The following is a 14561-nucleotide window of genomic DNA, read 5'->3' as shown; positions in this document are numbered from 1 at the left end:
CCTCAGAAGATGGCTCGATCTGGAACATCCAGGTCATGTCGCGCGTCGCGCAGCATGCCCTGTTCTGCCGTAAAAAGGCATCGCCATGCGATGCCGATCGTCACTTGAGGCTGCCGGACAGGAACTGCTGCAGACGCTCGGTCTGCGGGTTGGCCAGTACCTCGCGCGGGTCACCACGCTCCAGAACCACACCCTGGTGCAGGAAAACCAGCTGGTTGGAGACTTCCCGGGCAAAGCCCATTTCGTGAGTCACCACCACCATGGTCCGGCCTTCCTGAGCCAGCCCCTGCATGACCTTGAGCACATCACCAACCAGTTCAGGGTCGAGCGCCGAGGTAGGCTCGTCGAACAGCATCACTTCAGGTTCCATCGCCAGCGCGCGGGCAATGGCCACACGCTGCTGCTCGCCACCGGACATGTGTCCTGGATAAGCGTCCTTACGATGGGACACGCCGACCTTGGCCAGGTAGTGCTCGGCTTTTTCCAGCGCTTCCTTTTTCGACACGCCCAGAACATGAACCGGCGCTTCGATGATGTTCTGCAGCGCCGTCATGTGCGACCACAGGTTGAAGTGCTGGAACACCATCGACAGACGTGAGCGCATGCGCTGCAACTGTCTGGCGTCGGCAGCTTTCAGACCGCCGTCCTTGTTCGGCACCAGCTTCAACTCTTCGTTGTTGAGCAGGATCTTGCCGGCATGGGGCTGTTCGAGCAGGTTGATGCAGCGCAGAAAGGTGCTTTTGCCCGAGCCGCTGGAGCCGATGATGCTGATGACATCGCCAGCTTTGGCGGTCAGGGACACGCCCTTGATCACTTCGTGACTGCCATAGCGCTTGTGCAGGTCCTGCACTTCCAGTTTGTTCATGCTTTGGGTTCCCACAGAACGGTCAATCACTGAGCAGACGTCCATGACGCAGCGCGGTGCGCCCCGCCACTTTGGCCAGCCAGAAACCTGGTTGAGCGTAACGAAGCCGCTCGATGGCAAACAGCACCCCGGCAGTATTCGCACAAATGGTACTGACCTGATCGGACAGCGGGTCGATGACTTCGAACAGCGCATCGCCGATTTCGACTTTATCGCCTGCGGCACGCAGGAATGTCACCACGCCAGGATGCGGCGCATAGAGCAATTCGGTACCTTCGAATGGCAGACCTTCACAGGCTTGATGTGCGGGCTGCGGCCAGTCACCGCTGATAAAACCCTGTTCGGCCAGAAACGCCAGAATGCCTTCGGCGTGCGCTTGCGCCTGAGGCTTGCCGGTGTCGGCCTGACCACCCAGCTCGATAGTGGTCGCCAGACACGCCAGCGGGATCTGCGCCTGCGGGAAGGTCCGTGACAGACGCAACCACGGCAGCGAACAGGCTTCATCGAAGGAACTGCCACCGGAATCCTCGGCCAGCAGTGCCACCTGAATATTCAGGTGCGCCGACAGCGAGCGCCATTGCGGCCAGTGCTGTGGCAAGGCGTACATGTGCAGCGCGGCATCGGCATCGCAATGCAGATCAAGCACCACATCAGCGATGCAGGCATGCTTGAGCAGGATGCGCTGCATGCCTTGCAACTCCGATTGCGCGGCAGGCAAGCCTTCAAGTGCAGTCATCATCGCCTGACGAATCAATTGGGTATTGGCGCGCGGGTCATCGCCCAACTGGCCTTCCAGCAACTCGGTGACCGGCTCGCTCAGCTCGGTGAAGTCACGGTTGAAATTCTTGCCGCTGCCGAACTCGAAACGCCCCTGGTGCGCACCTTGCAGTAACTGCCCCAGCCCCAGCGGGTTGGCCACCGGCACCAGCTCGACGACGCCCTTGAGCGCGCCTTGCTGTTCCAGCTCGGTCAGGCGTTTCTTCAACTCCCAGGCGGTGCGCATGCCGGGCAGTTCGTCTGCGTGCAGACTGGCCTGAATGTAGGCTTTTCGCTCGCCAGTGCCGAAGCGAAAGACACTCAGCGTGCGTTCGGTGCCGAGGGTGCTCCACGGCAATACATGATCGATTCTTTGCATTTCAGACCTTCCGTGGGGCCAGATAGCCCAGCCAGCGGCGTTCGGCAATTTTGAACAGCCGCACCAGAATGAATGTCAGGCACAGATAGAAAACGCCTGCGGTAACGTAAGCCTCGAACGGCAGGTAGAACTGCGCGTTGACCGTGCGGGCAGCGCCGGTGATGTCGATCAGGGTCACGATGGAGGCCAGACTGGTCGTCTGCAGCATCATGATGACCTCGTTGCTGTACTGCGGCAGCGCCCGGCGCAAGGCCGAGGGCAGCAGAATGCGCCGATACATTTTGGCCTTCGACATGCCCATGGCCCGCGCAGCCTCGATTTCACCGGCCGGCGTGGCCTTGAGGCTGCCGGCAATGATCTCGGCCGTATAGGCGCTGGTATTGATAGTGAACGCCAGACAGGCACAGAACGTAGCACTGGACAGCCAAGGCCATAAAAAGCTTTCGCGCACCGCGTCGAACTGGGCCAGCCCGTAATAGATCAGGAACAGCTGGACCAGCATCGGCGTGCCGCGGATCACATAGGTGTACAGCCAGGCCGGCATATTGACCCAAGGGTTTTTCGAGACCCGCATCAGGCCCAGCGGCAACGCCGCGAGCAGCCCGAATGCGAGCGAAATCGCCAGCAGTTTCAGGGTGGTCAGCAAACCGCCGAAGTACAGCGGCAGGCTGTCCCAGATCACGTTGTAGTCAAAGATCATAGGTCAGCCGCCCTCACGCCTACCGAGTAGCGTTTTTCGAGGTAACGCAAGGCGAGCAGCGAAACACTGGTAATCACCAGGTACATCGCCGCAACCGCCAGAAAGAAGGTGAAAGGCTCGCGGGTGGCATCGGCCGCCTGCTTGGCCTTGAACATCATGTCCTGCAGTCCGACGACGGAAATCAGTGCAGTGGCCTTGGTCAGGACCAGCCAGTTATTGGTGAAACCGGGGATCGCCAGACGAATCATCTGCGGCACCAGAATGCGGAAGAACACCTTGCCACTGCTCAGGCCATACGCCATGCCGGCTTCGGCCTGCCCCTTGGGGATGGCCATGAACGCACCGCGAAAGGTTTCCGAGAGATAGGCACCGAAGATGAAGCCCAGAGTGCAGATCCCGGCCAGCAAGGGGTCAAGATCAATGTAGTCATCAAAACCCAGCAGCGGCGCAACCCGGTTGAGCAGGTCCTGACCGCCGTAGAAAATCAGCAATATCAGGACCAGATCGGGAATGCCGCGAATGACCGTGCTGTACAGATCGCCCAGCCAGGCAATCCAGCGTACCGGCGACAGACGAAGCGCCACGCCGATCAGACCGAGAACGATCGCCAGAGCCATCGACGACAGGGCCAGCTGCAACGTCAGCCAGGCACCTTCGAGGATGACAGCTCCGTAACCTTTCAACATGATGTGCGGTCCTCAAGCGTGGAATAAAAATGGCGCAAGCCAGGCAATTCTGTTTGCGCCATTGATCAGGATCGGTATGACGACTTACTTGCCGTAGATATCGAAGTCGAAATATTTGTCCTGAATCGCTTTGTACTTGCCGTTGGCACGGATGGCTGCAATGGCGGCATTCAGGCGCTCAAGGTTGGCCTTGTCACCCTTGCGCACGGCGATGCCGATGCCGTCACCGAAGTATTTCGGGTCGGTAAACGATGGACCTGTGAACGCGTAACCCTTGCCTGCGTCGGTCTTCAGGAAACCGTCCTGCAGCAGGGTGGCGTCGGCGATGGTGCCGTCCAGACGACCCGCACCGATGTCCAGGTAGATTTCGTTCTGCGAACCGTACGGCGTCACTTCCACACCCTTGGGAGCAAGAACTTCACGGGCGAAACGCTCATGGATCGAACCGCGCTGCACGCCGATTTTCTTGCCCTTGAGTTCCGCCAGGCTGTCGCTGATCACGGTGCCGTCTTTCATGACCAGACGGGCCGGGGAATTGTAGTACTTGCCGGTGAAATCCACAGACTTCTTGCGGTCGTCGGTGATCGACATGGACGAAAGGATCGCGTCGATCTTGCGCACTTTCAGTGCCGGGATAAGGCCGTCGAATTCCTGCTCGACCCAGGTGCACTTGACCTTCATTTCTTCACACAGCGCATTGCCGATGTCGTAGTCAAAACCGACGATGCTGCCATCCGGAGCCTTGGAAGCGAACGGAGGGTAAGCCGCTTCGATGCCGATTTTCAGCGGTTTTTCATCAGCAAAGATCGGCTGGGCGAGCACGGACAACGCCATCGCGCCAATAAGCATGAGCTTCTTCATTTCCAGGACTCCATCGGTAAAGCACGACAAGTGGCAAAGTGAGCAAGCGCCCAATGTGCGAAAGGACATCTCGGGGGAGAGCGACGCCGGGGGCGTGACACCGCATTGGTGGCTCACGGACCTTCGGCGAATGACGGGCATTTTAACGACAGGCTCGAAGTCGATATTTCTTCAATGCGACAACTAGTTACAGATGCACCGAAAAACCCACTACCAGCTATTGACGAAGCATATTTATGCTGATCCAGCAGAGCCAGCTAAACCTGTCATAACAGCAAAAAGCGCGCCCATTATTGGCAAACCCTTCTAATCCGGCAAGCCCAGCGTTCCATATGACGGATGAAACGCCCTGATGCGTCGCAGCTTCCTACAAGAAAGCCAGAGAACGTCCCACAATGAAGCACCGTCCGACAACGCCGTGTAAACCCGTAACAAACCGATATATATCTCGTTTCCGATACCGGGCCGCACAAACAAAAGCGCCCCGCCCGGCGTTCACCGGACGAGGCGCGCTCAGTCAATGAGAGGTCAGGCAGCGTTCATGGTCTTGTGCGTGTCAATCAGGTGCTGCACCACACCCGGATCGGCCAGCGTCGAGATGTCACCCAGCGCATCGTACTCAGCGGTGGCAATCTTGCGCAGGATACGGCGCATGATCTTCCCCGAACGGGTCTTCGGCAATCCAGGCGCCCACTGGATGAAATCAGGCGAAGCAATCGGGCCGATCTCCTTGCGCACCCAGTTGCGCAACTCAGTGCGCAGCGCGTCGCTCGGTTCTTCGCCACCGTTGAGGGTGACGTAGACGTAGATGCCCTGCCCTTTCAAGTCATGCGGCACACCGACCACTGCGGCTTCGGCGACTTTCGGGTGCGCAACCATCGCGCTTTCAATCTCTGCGGTGCCCATGCGATGGCCGGAAACGTTGAGCACATCATCTACGCGCCCGGTGATCCAGTAGTAGCCGTCCTCATCGCGACGGGCACCGTCACCGGTGAAGTACATGCCACGGAAGGTCTTGAAGTAGGTGTCGACGAAACGGTCGTGGTCGCCATACAGCGAGCGTGACTGACCCGGCCAGGAATCGAGAATCACCAGATTGCCTTCGGCCGCGCCCTCGATGAGGTTGCCCAGGTTGTCCACCAACGCCGGAATCACGCCGAAGAACGGACGTGTTGCCGAGCCAGGTTTCAGCGCCGTTGCGCCTGGCAGCGGGCTGATCAGAATGCCACCTGTTTCGGTCTGCCACCAGGTATCGACAATCGGGCAGTTCTGTTTGCCAACGGTGTTGTAGTACCAGCCCCAGGCTTCAGGGTTGATCGGCTCGCCCACCGAACCCAACAGACGCAGACTGGACCCGTCGGCACCTTCAACGGACTTGGTGCCCTCGGCCATCATGGCGCGGATCGCGGTAGGCGCGGTGTAGAGGATATTGACCTTGTGCTTGTCGATGATTTTCGACACACGCGTGATGTCCGGGTAGTTCGGCACACCTTCAAACAGCAGCGTGGTTGCACCATTGGCCAAGGGGCCATAGACAATGTAGCTGTGCCCGGTGACCCAGCCGACGTCGGCGGTGCACCAGTAGATTTCGCCCGGTTTGTAGTCAAACACACGCTCGTGGGTCAGCGCCGCATAAAGCAGATAACCTGCGGTGGTGTGCAACACACCCTTGGGTTTGCCGGTCGAGCCCGAAGTGTAGAGGATGAACAGCGACTCTTCGGCCCCCATCTCTTTTGGCGCGCAGGTGCTGGAGGCCACTTCCAGAAGCGAGTGGTACCAGATATCACGATGACGGTTCCACTCGATTTCGCCACCGGTACGTTTGCAGACGATGACCTTCTGCACGCTGCTGGTTTCCGGATTGGTCAGTGCGCGGTCGACATTTGCCTTGAGCGCAGTCTTCTTGCCACCGCGCAGGCCTTCATCCGCAGTAATGACCACTTTGGAGCTGCAATCGATGATCCGGCCAGCCAGTGCTTCCGGCGAGAAACCGCCGAATACCACCGAGTGAATCGCACCGATCCGGGCGCACGCGAGCATGGCGACCACAGCCTCGGGGATCATCGGCATGTAGATAGTGACCACGTCACCACGGTGCACGTCCTGGCCGCGCAGTGCGTTGGCAAACTTGCAGACTTCGGCATGTAGCTCGCGGTAGGTGATTTCACGGTGCTCGGAAGGGTCATCGCCTTCCCAGATGATCGCAATCGTGTCGCCGCGCTCTGCCAGATGGCGATCCAGGCAGTTATAGGCAACGTTCAGCGTACCGTCGGCGAACCATTTGATATCGACCCGATGGTCGTCGAACGAGGTTTGCTTGACCACACTGAAAGGTTTGATCCAGTCGAGGCGCTGAGCCTGTTCACGCCAGAAACCATCAGGGTTGACCACCGACTGCTGGTACATGGCCTTGTAGGTCGCTTCATCCGTCAGCGTAGTCGCTGCGACTTCTGGGCGGACGGGGTACAGGGAAGCTGCACTCATCTTGGTTACCTCGGTGGATAGTTGTTGTTTTATGCACCCGTTGTATCCCGCCCCACCCGGTGGGGCCATTCGACGTTGGTATTACCGGCGGGACCGGAGCGTCAAGAGCCCCCCCGGATTATTACCGTTTTGATGAAAGCGCTTATCCAAAGTCTTTATATATGTCGCCATGCAACGGGCCTAGAATTCATCTCGCCAACACGGCAACTATCAGCTGCCCCCACGCAGCCCGCTTCTTGATATCAAACAGAGTTCGTACATGACGCTAAAAGCGTGATGCGCACGCGCTCACTTTCAAAAAGGTAAAACATAATGAAAGCTTTATTAGTGACATTGGCACTGTGCGGTGTCAGCAGCTTCGCCATGGCCGAAGAATCGCAGACTAAAGTTGCTGCCCAGCAAGCCCGTGTCGAGCAATACACGTATGGCACTCATCTGGATATCGCCCGGGTTATTTCCATCAGTCAGATCCCCAATGTCTGCGAAGTGGTCCCGGCGCGCATGGTCTATGAAGACTCGCAAGGCGCAAGGCACACCATGAGCTACCAGGTGATGGGCAACGGCTGCAGTAACGGTTGATGCTTTTCGCTGTTGCGACCCGTGCTCGACGCCTCGCAGATATTGATTGCGGGGCGTATACACGAGCGTTGATTGCCGGGCGGTCAATCAGCAGATTGTTGATCGGCTGCGTGCCGGCCTGACTCACGCCCCAACTCATAGCCACGCAACTTGTTGGCAATGGTTGTATGTGACACCCCCAGGCGTTTGCCCAATTGGCGACTGCTGGGATATTGCGCATATAAATGTTCCAGCACCGATTTTTCGAAACGCCCGATAATAGCGTCCAGCCCCCCTTCCAGAGACACGTCGCTCAGCCCTGGCCGCACACCGTAATCCGGCAAACGAATATGCTCGGCCTGCACCTTGCTGCCGTCACACAGCGATACAGCCTGAAACAATACATTTTCCAATTGCCTTACATTTCCGGGCCAGTGGTACTGACTCAGGCGCTTGATGGCACCCGGCGCAATGCCTGGCAACGGGCAGCCGATCTGGCGGCTGGCGTGATCCAGAAAGTGCTCCACCAGCGGCTCAAGACCGTCCAGACAATCGCGCAACGGCGGTATGTGCAGCGACAGCACATTGAGGCGATGGTAGAGGTCCTGCCTGAAGACCCCTTGGGCGCATAGCTCCGACAGGTCAACCTGGGTCGAACACATCACACGCACATCGAGAAACATGTCCTCGTCGCTGCCGACCCGGCGAAGGCTGCCGTCCTGAATGAAACGCAGCAGCTTGGCCTGCATGCGCGCACTCAGCTCACCCACACCATCAAGGAACAGCGTGCCGCCTGCTGTCAGCTCCAGCAACCCGAGCCGGCCTTCCGCTCGCGCGCCCTCGAACGCTCCGGGGTCGTAGCCGAACAGCTCAATCTCGGCCATGGACTCCGACAGCCCGGCACAGTTAAGCGCCATCAGCGGTGACTGGCCACGCGGGCTGGCAAGGTGGCAGGCACGGGCGAGCAATTCCTTGCCGGTGCCGGTTTCGCCCTCGATCAGCAGCGGTGCATCCAGTGGTGCCATGCGCCGCGCCTCGCGGACCACCGCAGCCATGACCTTCGAACTCTGAAAGATGCTGTCAAAGCCGCGTAACTCCTGTTTGCGTACATGGTAGATGCGCTCACCAACCCGATCAGCGCGGTGCAGGGTCAATACAGCCCCGGCCATGGCTTCGCTGTCATCGTGCTCCGATTGCAACGGGGCGATGTCGGCGAGAAACACATCGCCGCGCACCTTGACCCGCAGACCATTGATCCGCGACTGGCTGGCCCGCACCAGCTCAGGCAGGTCGAAATCCTCGGCATAGCGCGACAGCGGCATCCCCGGCACTTCATCGACCCGCACGCCCAGCAACTGCGCGGCTGCACGATTGGCTGCGACGATTGCACCGGCCATATCGATGGACAGCACAGGGAACTCCAGCGCACCGAGCAAGGCGTTGAGCTCCATGTGCCGACGCTCGCTGGGCATCAGCCCGACACGCTTGACGCCGAATACACCGGTGATCGCCTCAAACTTCGGGCGCAGGGCCTGAAACTGCAGATTGATCAGGTTCGGGCAATGCAGATAGATAGCGTCGCCATGCTCGCCCCCCACTTCACCACGCGCCACGTTGACGCCGTAGGCCACCAACAGATCGAGAATATCGCGAAGAATGCCGATCCGGTTCTGGCAATGCACCTTGATGCGCATGATTCAGTCGCCCCTGTGAGCGTGGTTTTTTAGAGAGTGGCAAAGTTTCCGTCAACAATACGTTACAGACGCACGCTTCGCGAGAGACCAATCTGCTGAATTCATAGTCCACGGGAACCCCGCGTAAAGTTTTCGTTACGAAATCTGGCGACAGGACGGGAGCGCGACGACTTTCACAGGCAGACCCATCGTCGAAAGCGGGTTATTCCTGCAGGCAGGCTTTTACAAAAATACTTCACAAGAGCAGCCTTTCGAGGACATCAGCATGGCCCAGACGCTTTACGTGGCACGCGAGCCGGACGCTTCGGGCTTCATTGATTACACAGCTGCCGAACATGCGGTATGGAACACCCTGATCACCCGGCAGATGACGATCATTGAAGGTCGGGCCTGCCAGGAGTATCTGGACGGTATCGAGCAACTGGGCCTGCCCCATGAGCGCATTCCGCAGCTGGGGGAAATCAACAAGGTTCTGGGCGCGACCACTGGCTGGCAGGTCGAGCGAGTGCCAGCGCTGATCCCCTTCCAGACGTTCTTTGAGCTGCTGGCCAGCAAGCGTTTTCCGGTGGCAACGTTCATTCGTACCGCAGAAGAACTGGACTACCTGCAGGAACCGGACATCTTTCATGAAATATTTGGTCACTGCCCGCTGCTGACCAATCCTTGGTTTGCCGAATTTACCCATACCTACGGCAAACTCGGCCTGAGCGCGAGCAAGGAACAACGTGTGTATCTGGCCCGGCTGTACTGGATGACCATCGAATTTGGTCTGGTCGACACACCACAGGGGCGCAAAATCTACGGCGGCGGTATTCTTTCTTCGCCCAAGGAAGCGGTGTACAGCCTGTCGCCGGCTCCCGAACACCAGCTATTCGACCCGCTTGAAGCGATGCGCACGCCGTACCGCATCGACATTCTGCAACCGCTGTATTTTGTTCTGCCAAGCCTCAAGCACCTATTCGACCTGGCGCAGGAAGACATCATGGCGCTGGTAGAACAGGGCATGCAGTTGGGCTTGCACGCCCCGAAATTCCCACCTAAAACCAAAAGCCACGCGGCCTGAAACGCGGCCAGGTATCTGAAAAGGAAACCCTGTTTATGAGTACCTTGAATCAAGCCCATTGCGAAGCCTGCCGAGCAGACGCCCCACAAGTCAGCGAAGCCGAATTGCCGGAACTGCTCAAGCAGATCCCGGACTGGAACATCGAGGTCCGCGACGCGGTGATGCAGCTGGAAAAAGTGTTTCTGTTCAAGAATTTCAAATGGGCGCTGGCGTTCACCAACGCGGTGGGCGAAATTGCTGAAGCGGAAGGCCATCACCCGGGCCTGTTGACCGAGTGGGGCAAAGTGACCGTGACCTGGTGGAGCCACTCGATCAAAGGCCTGCACCGCAACGATTTCATCATGGCCGCGCGCACTGACGAAGTGGCCAAGGATGCAGAAGGCCGAAAATAAAATGTTCAACGGGCCGCGGACCCTGCTCACGCGGTCTGGCCCAATGAAATCAAGCTCGTCAGCGCCTCGCGAGATAAAAAGCCGGACAGTAAAAAAGCCATTTTGTTTCACAACCAGGGTAATCGGGGTAAAAAAATATCCTGATTGTCATTTTCGGTGGGTTATCCTGCGCAGGCTTTTTAAAGCACGGTTCTATCTGCAACCCCTTGCGAGGAGCGACGACGATGCATGAAATCCCTAACTTCCCACCAGGCCAACAGGAACCACAACAGTCGACCCTGGCTCAACAGGAGCTTGGTCAACCTGTCGCAATGAAAGCAGCACCCTCGGCTCAAGACAGCCAGAAAGCCGGAAGCAAAGACTGAAGGCGATTGTTTTCAGGCGTATCGAAAAACGGTTCTGCCGATTTTCAATACGCCTGGAAAACCAGTAACAGGCAAACAGCAGATTTTTATGAGCGACTTCACTGAAACGCAAGCCAATGCCCTGATTGGCACCGCCGAGAAAATGATCGAAATCTGGTCACGCCTCAGCCCGGAAAAACAGAGCGCCCTGCTCGCCCGTTTCGGTACTCAGGAAAACGCCTTGGCCGCCCTAGTGACCACACAGCTTGTAGCCCCGGCAAACAAATAATCCTCCATTCGCCGTTTATTTCACTTCATTGCACCTGCATGACGCGATGCGTCGGTATGATAAGCACTTCGAGAGCTTGCTAAGGGTTTTCCCCTGCCCGCTCGAACGCCATACCCGCACAGAATGAAAGCCTGCCCCATGCCCGAGACACAGCAAACCACGCCGCAAACCCCTATGGCTGTTACCCAGACCGTCATTTCCATTGTGATGTTCACGTTTATCGGCTACCTGAATATCGGTATTCCGCTTGCCGTACTACCAGGCTACGTCCACAGCGATTTAGGCTTCGGCGCGGTTATCGCAGGCCTGGTGATCAGCGTGCAGTACCTGGCGACATTGATCAGTCGACCATGGGCGAGCCGTATCATCGACAATCTGGGCAGCAAGAAAGCCGTGCAGATCGGCCTGACCGGCTGCGGGCTGAGCGGTATATTCATGCTGGTGCCGGTCTGGCTGGACAGCTGGCCGATGGCGAGCCTGGTGATTCTGCTGATTGGCCGGGTGATTCTCGGCAGCGCGGAAAGTCTGGTAGGTTCGGGCTCGATTGGCTGGGGCATCGGCCGGGTCGGCGCGCAGAACACTGCCAAAGTGATCTCCTGGAACGGTATCGCCAGCTACGGCGCTCTGGCCATCGGCGCACCGCTGGGTGTCTGGATGGTTGACTCACTCGGGTTGTGGACAGTAGGTGTCAGCATCATGCTGCTCTGCGCACTGGGCCTGTACCTGACCTGGCACAAGCAGGCCGCACCGATTGTGCCAGGTGAACGGCTGCCCTTCATGCACGTACTGGGGCGAGTGTTTCCACACGGCATGGGCCTGGCGCTGGGCGGCATCGGCTTCGGCACCATCGCCACCTTTATCACCCTGTATTACGCGAGCAACCACTGGCCGAATGCGGCGCTATGCCTGACGCTGTTCGGTGGCAGCTTCATCGCGGCGCGCCTGCTGTTCGGCAACCTGATCAATCGTCTGGGCGGCTTTCGGGTGGCGATTGTCTGCCTGTCAGTGGAAAGCCTGGGGCTGTTGCTGCTGTGGATGGCCCCCACTCCGGAGCTGGCACTGGCTGGCGCGGCGTTGACCGGTTTCGGGTTCTCGTTGGTGTTTCCCGCGCTGGGCGTGGAAGCCGTCAACCTCGTCCCCGCCTCCAGCCGGGGCGCTGCGGTCGGCGCTTACTCGCTGTTCATCGACCTGTCCCTGGGCATCACCGGCCCACTGGCAGGCGCGATTGCCGCAGGCTTCGGCTTTGTCTCGATCTTCCTGTTTGCGGCGCTGGCGTCACTTACCGGGCTGGCGTTAAGCGTCTATCTGTACAAGCAGACGCAGGTATTGCGCCACTGATGATCGGTTCCGGTCATCGTCCCCACGATCCAGAACGGCATGCGACGCGGAGCGACGCACGATAGTTGGGATTATCGTTCCGCACGCTCCAGCGTGGGAATGCAGGTCTCGACGCTCTGCGTCGCCGAGAGGACGCAGAGCGTCCGGAAAGGCATGCGACGCAGAGCGTCGCACGATATTCGGGCTGATCGTTCCCACGCTCCCGCGTGGTAACGCCGTTCTGGACGCTCTGCGTCCGATCTTGAAGGGCCAGCTGTACTCAGAAATCCACTTTCCCGCGTCCAGCCTTGATCGAGCCGCGTTTGCTCTTGGACTCCAGGCGGCGGGTCTTGGAACCCAGGGTCGGCCGTGTCGGGCGGCGTTTCTTTTCGACTTTGGCGGCGTTGACGATCAGTTCGCTCAAGCGCAATAACGCGTCGGCGCGGTTCTGTTCCTGAGTGCGGTATTGCTGGGCCTTGAGCACGATCACACCATCGCTGGTGATGCGACTGTCACTCAACGCCAGCAGCCGCTCCTTGTAGAACGGCGGCAGCGACGAGGCGTTGATGTCGAAACGCAAATGCACGGCGCTGGAGACCTTGTTGACGTTTTGCCCACCCGCGCCCTGGGCGCGAATGGCCGTCAGCTCGATCTCGGCGTCCGGCAAATGAACATTGTTGGAAATCACCAGCATCGGGGCATCTTCTTTTCTGCAACAGGCACAGTTATTTGCCAGTCTCGGCATTCACGACAACGCTACGCCTGTTCTTGGCTCGATAACACACCCACATGACCGCCAGCCAGACCGGTATCGCGTAAACCGATATCTGGATGCCGGGAATCATCAGCATGATGCCAAGGATAAACAGCACAAACGCCAGACACACGTAGTTACCGTAGGGATACCAAAGCGCCTTGAACAGCGGCACTTGGCCGGTACGGTTCATGTGCTGGCGGAATTTCAGATGCGAATAGCTGATCATAGCCCAGTTGATGACCAGGGTGGCCACTACCAGCGACATCAACAGCTCCAGCGCCTGCTGCGGCACGAAGTAATTGAGCAGAACCGCCACCACGGTCACCGCGGCAGACGCAAAGATAGCCTTGACCGGCACCCCGCGCCTGTCGACCTGCGCCAGCGCTTTGGGTGCATCGCCCTGCTCAGCCATGCCTACCAACATGCGGCTGTTGCAATAAGTGCCGCTGTTATAGACCGACAGCGCTGCAGTCAGTACCACGAAGTTCAGGATATGCGCCGCCGCATCGCTACCCAGCATCGAGAACACCTGCACGAACGGGCTGCCGCTATAGGAGTCACCCGAGGCATTGAGGCTGGCCAACAGGCTGTCCCAGGGTGTCAGCGACAACAGCACCACCAGTGCGCCGATGTAGAAAATCAGGATGCGGTAGATGACCTGATTGATCGCCTTGGGGATCACGGTCTTCGGCTGTTCGGCCTCGGCAGCAGTGAAGCCGAGCATTTCCAGACCGCCGAACGAGAACATGATGATTGCCAGCGCCATGACCAGCCCGCCGACACCATTGGGAAAGAATCCGCCATGCTCCCAGAGGTTGCTGACCGACGCCTGCGGGCCGCCACTGCCACTGACCAGCATGTAACTGCCCAGCGCGATCATGCCGATAATCGCCACCACCTTGATGATCGCGAACCAGAACTCGGTCTCGCCGAACACCTTGACGTTGGTCAGGTTGATGGCATTGATGAGAATGAAGAACGCAGCCGCTGAAACCCAGCTCGGGATGTCCGGCAGCCAGTAATGAATGTACTTGCCGACAGCAGTCAGCTCCGACATACCGACCAGGATGTACAGCAGCCAGCAATTCCAGCCGGACAGGAACCCGGCGAAACCGCCCCAATAATTGTGGGCAAAATGGCTGAACGACCCGGCGACGGGCTCTTCGACGATCATCTCGCCCAGCTGGCGCATGATCATGAAAGCGATGAAGCCACAAATCGCATAACCGAGAATCATCGAAGGCCCGGCCGATTTCAGCACGCCCGCCGACCCGAGAAACAAGCCAGTGCCGATAGCGCCGCCCAGAGCAATCAGCTGAATGTGCCGATTCTTCAGACCGCGCTTCAATTCACCCGAGGGTGCAGTTGTTTCACTCATTCGATAGCTACCTGATTGTTCTTGTTCTGTGACCGAAA

14 protein-coding genes are annotated in these 14561 nt (G+C 58.5%); 5 read left to right on the top strand and 9 right to left on the bottom strand.

All coding sequences use genetic code 11. The annotated features are described in order from the left end of the window. Positions 1-100: 100 nt before the first annotated feature. The 6 genes from RYA97_RS02150 to acs all read right to left on the bottom strand — a co-directional run bounded on the left by RYA97_RS02150 (position 101) and on the right by acs (position 6731). Positions 101-865, bottom strand: coding sequence for an ABC transporter ATP-binding protein (locus RYA97_RS02150; protein ID WP_002554439.1), 765 nt, complete (start codon positions 863-865; stop codon positions 101-103). A 22-nt stretch (positions 866-887) separates the two neighbouring features. Then, positions 888-2000: a succinylglutamate desuccinylase/aspartoacylase family protein gene (locus RYA97_RS02145; protein ID WP_004665896.1), complete on the bottom strand. Its 1113-nt coding sequence runs from the start codon at positions 1998-2000 to the stop codon at positions 888-890. 1 nt (position 2001) lies between these two features. Next, positions 2002-2700 carry an ABC transporter permease gene (locus RYA97_RS02140; RefSeq protein ID WP_002554441.1) on the bottom strand — a complete coding sequence of 233 codons (699 nt, stop codon included), beginning with the start codon at positions 2698-2700 and terminating at the stop codon, positions 2002-2004. Further along, a complete protein-coding gene (locus RYA97_RS02135) occupies positions 2697-3386 on the bottom strand; it encodes an ABC transporter permease (RefSeq protein ID WP_002554442.1) in 690 nt (229 codons plus the stop codon). Before RYA97_RS02135 ends, RYA97_RS02140 begins: the two co-directional genes overlap by 4 nt. Positions 3387-3470: 84 nt before the next feature. Continuing rightward, positions 3471-4247 (bottom strand): ABC transporter substrate-binding protein, encoded by a 777-nt coding sequence (locus tag RYA97_RS02130; RefSeq protein ID WP_002554443.1) that lies wholly within the window; start codon positions 4245-4247, stop codon positions 3471-3473. Positions 4248-4775: 528 nt separating this feature from the next. Then, positions 4776-6731 (bottom strand): acetate--CoA ligase, encoded by a 1956-nt coding sequence (gene acs / locus RYA97_RS02125; protein WP_002554444.1) that lies wholly within the window; start codon positions 6729-6731, stop codon positions 4776-4778. A gap of 312 nt (positions 6732-7043) precedes the next feature. Here acs and RYA97_RS02120 point away from each other — a divergent pair, with 312 nt between their 5' ends. Beyond that, entirely contained in the window at positions 7044-7310 is a 267-nt protein-coding gene (locus RYA97_RS02120; RefSeq protein ID WP_002554445.1) for a DUF2790 domain-containing protein, read from the top strand. An 83-nt stretch (positions 7311-7393) separates the two neighbouring features. Here the strand turns inward: RYA97_RS02120 and RYA97_RS02115 are convergent, their stop codons facing one another. Continuing rightward, positions 7394-8983, bottom strand: a complete 1590-nt coding sequence (locus RYA97_RS02115; RefSeq protein WP_117139670.1) for a sigma-54-dependent transcriptional regulator — start codon at positions 8981-8983, stop codon at positions 7394-7396. A 265-nt stretch (positions 8984-9248) separates the two neighbouring features. Between RYA97_RS02115 and phhA the strand changes: the two genes are divergently transcribed. From phhA to RYA97_RS02095, 4 genes are all read left to right on the top strand, one after another. Further along, positions 9249-10046: a phenylalanine 4-monooxygenase gene (gene phhA / locus RYA97_RS02110; protein ID WP_010194395.1), complete on the top strand. Its 798-nt coding sequence runs from the start codon at positions 9249-9251 to the stop codon at positions 10044-10046. Positions 10047-10081: 35 nt separating this feature from the next. Continuing rightward, the gene (locus RYA97_RS02105) at positions 10082-10438 is read left to right on the top strand and encodes a 4a-hydroxytetrahydrobiopterin dehydratase (RefSeq protein WP_005781855.1); all 357 of its coding nucleotides are present in this window, start codon (positions 10082-10084) and stop codon (positions 10436-10438) included. Positions 10439-10891: 453 nt separating this feature from the next. Further along, positions 10892-11071 carry a hypothetical protein gene (locus RYA97_RS02100; protein WP_002554448.1) on the top strand — a complete coding sequence of 60 codons (180 nt, stop codon included), beginning with the start codon at positions 10892-10894 and terminating at the stop codon, positions 11069-11071. Positions 11072-11209: 138 nt separating this feature from the next. Continuing rightward, entirely contained in the window at positions 11210-12409 is a 1200-nt protein-coding gene (locus tag RYA97_RS02095; protein ID WP_005781852.1) for an MFS transporter, read from the top strand. A 259-nt stretch (positions 12410-12668) separates the two neighbouring features. On the opposite strand, the gene arfB is transcribed toward RYA97_RS02095, so the two are convergent. Beyond that, positions 12669-13082: an alternative ribosome rescue aminoacyl-tRNA hydrolase ArfB gene (gene arfB / locus RYA97_RS02090; RefSeq protein ID WP_003314723.1), complete on the bottom strand. Its 414-nt coding sequence runs from the start codon at positions 13080-13082 to the stop codon at positions 12669-12671. A 31-nt stretch (positions 13083-13113) separates the two neighbouring features. Beyond that, the gene (locus RYA97_RS02085; protein ID WP_005781850.1) at positions 13114-14523 is read right to left on the bottom strand and encodes an amino acid permease; all 1410 of its coding nucleotides are present in this window, start codon (positions 14521-14523) and stop codon (positions 13114-13116) included. Positions 14524-14561: the final 38 nt, after the last annotated feature.

Origin of the sequence: Pseudomonas syringae group sp. 26L6 (assembly GCF_032587815.1) — a bacterium.
In the GTDB taxonomy this organism is placed as follows: Bacteria; Pseudomonadota; Gammaproteobacteria; order Pseudomonadales; family Pseudomonadaceae; genus Aquipseudomonas; species Aquipseudomonas amygdali.
The sequence above is the reverse complement of the archived record's forward strand: the minus strand, read 5'-3'. Positions and strand labels throughout refer to the sequence as shown.

What these genes read in the sequence shown, in the direction of transcription:
- RYA97_RS02115 (WP_117139670.1), bottom strand. Translation starts at nt 8,983, where the DNA reads ATGCGCATCAAGGTGCATTGCCAGAACCGGATCGGCATTCTTCGCGAT.
- arfB (WP_003314723.1), bottom strand. Translation starts at nt 13,082, where the DNA reads ATGCTGGTGATTTCCAACAATGTTCATTTGCCGGACGCCGAGATCGAG.
- RYA97_RS02130 (WP_002554443.1), bottom strand. Translation starts at nt 4,247, where the DNA reads ATGAAGAAGCTCATGCTTATTGGCGCGATGGCGTTGTCCGTGCTCGCC.
- RYA97_RS02085 (WP_005781850.1), bottom strand. Translation starts at nt 14,523, where the DNA reads ATGAGTGAAACAACTGCACCCTCGGGTGAATTGAAGCGCGGTCTGAAG.
- RYA97_RS02140 (WP_002554441.1), bottom strand. Translation starts at nt 2,700, where the DNA reads ATGATCTTTGACTACAACGTGATCTGGGACAGCCTGCCGCTGTACTTC.
- RYA97_RS02105 (WP_005781855.1), top strand. Translation starts at nt 10,082, where the DNA reads ATGAGTACCTTGAATCAAGCCCATTGCGAAGCCTGCCGAGCAGACGCC.
- acs (WP_002554444.1), bottom strand. Translation starts at nt 6,731, where the DNA reads ATGAGTGCAGCTTCCCTGTACCCCGTCCGCCCAGAAGTCGCAGCGACT.
- RYA97_RS02095 (WP_005781852.1), top strand. Translation starts at nt 11,210, where the DNA reads ATGCCCGAGACACAGCAAACCACGCCGCAAACCCCTATGGCTGTTACC.
- RYA97_RS02120 (WP_002554445.1), top strand. Translation starts at nt 7,044, where the DNA reads ATGAAAGCTTTATTAGTGACATTGGCACTGTGCGGTGTCAGCAGCTTC.
- RYA97_RS02150 (WP_002554439.1), bottom strand. Translation starts at nt 865, where the DNA reads ATGAACAAACTGGAAGTGCAGGACCTGCACAAGCGCTATGGCAGTCAC.
- RYA97_RS02145 (WP_004665896.1), bottom strand. Translation starts at nt 2,000, where the DNA reads ATGCAAAGAATCGATCATGTATTGCCGTGGAGCACCCTCGGCACCGAA.
- RYA97_RS02135 (WP_002554442.1), bottom strand. Translation starts at nt 3,386, where the DNA reads ATGTTGAAAGGTTACGGAGCTGTCATCCTCGAAGGTGCCTGGCTGACG.
- RYA97_RS02100 (WP_002554448.1), top strand. Translation starts at nt 10,892, where the DNA reads ATGAGCGACTTCACTGAAACGCAAGCCAATGCCCTGATTGGCACCGCC.
- phhA (WP_010194395.1), top strand. Translation starts at nt 9,249, where the DNA reads ATGGCCCAGACGCTTTACGTGGCACGCGAGCCGGACGCTTCGGGCTTC.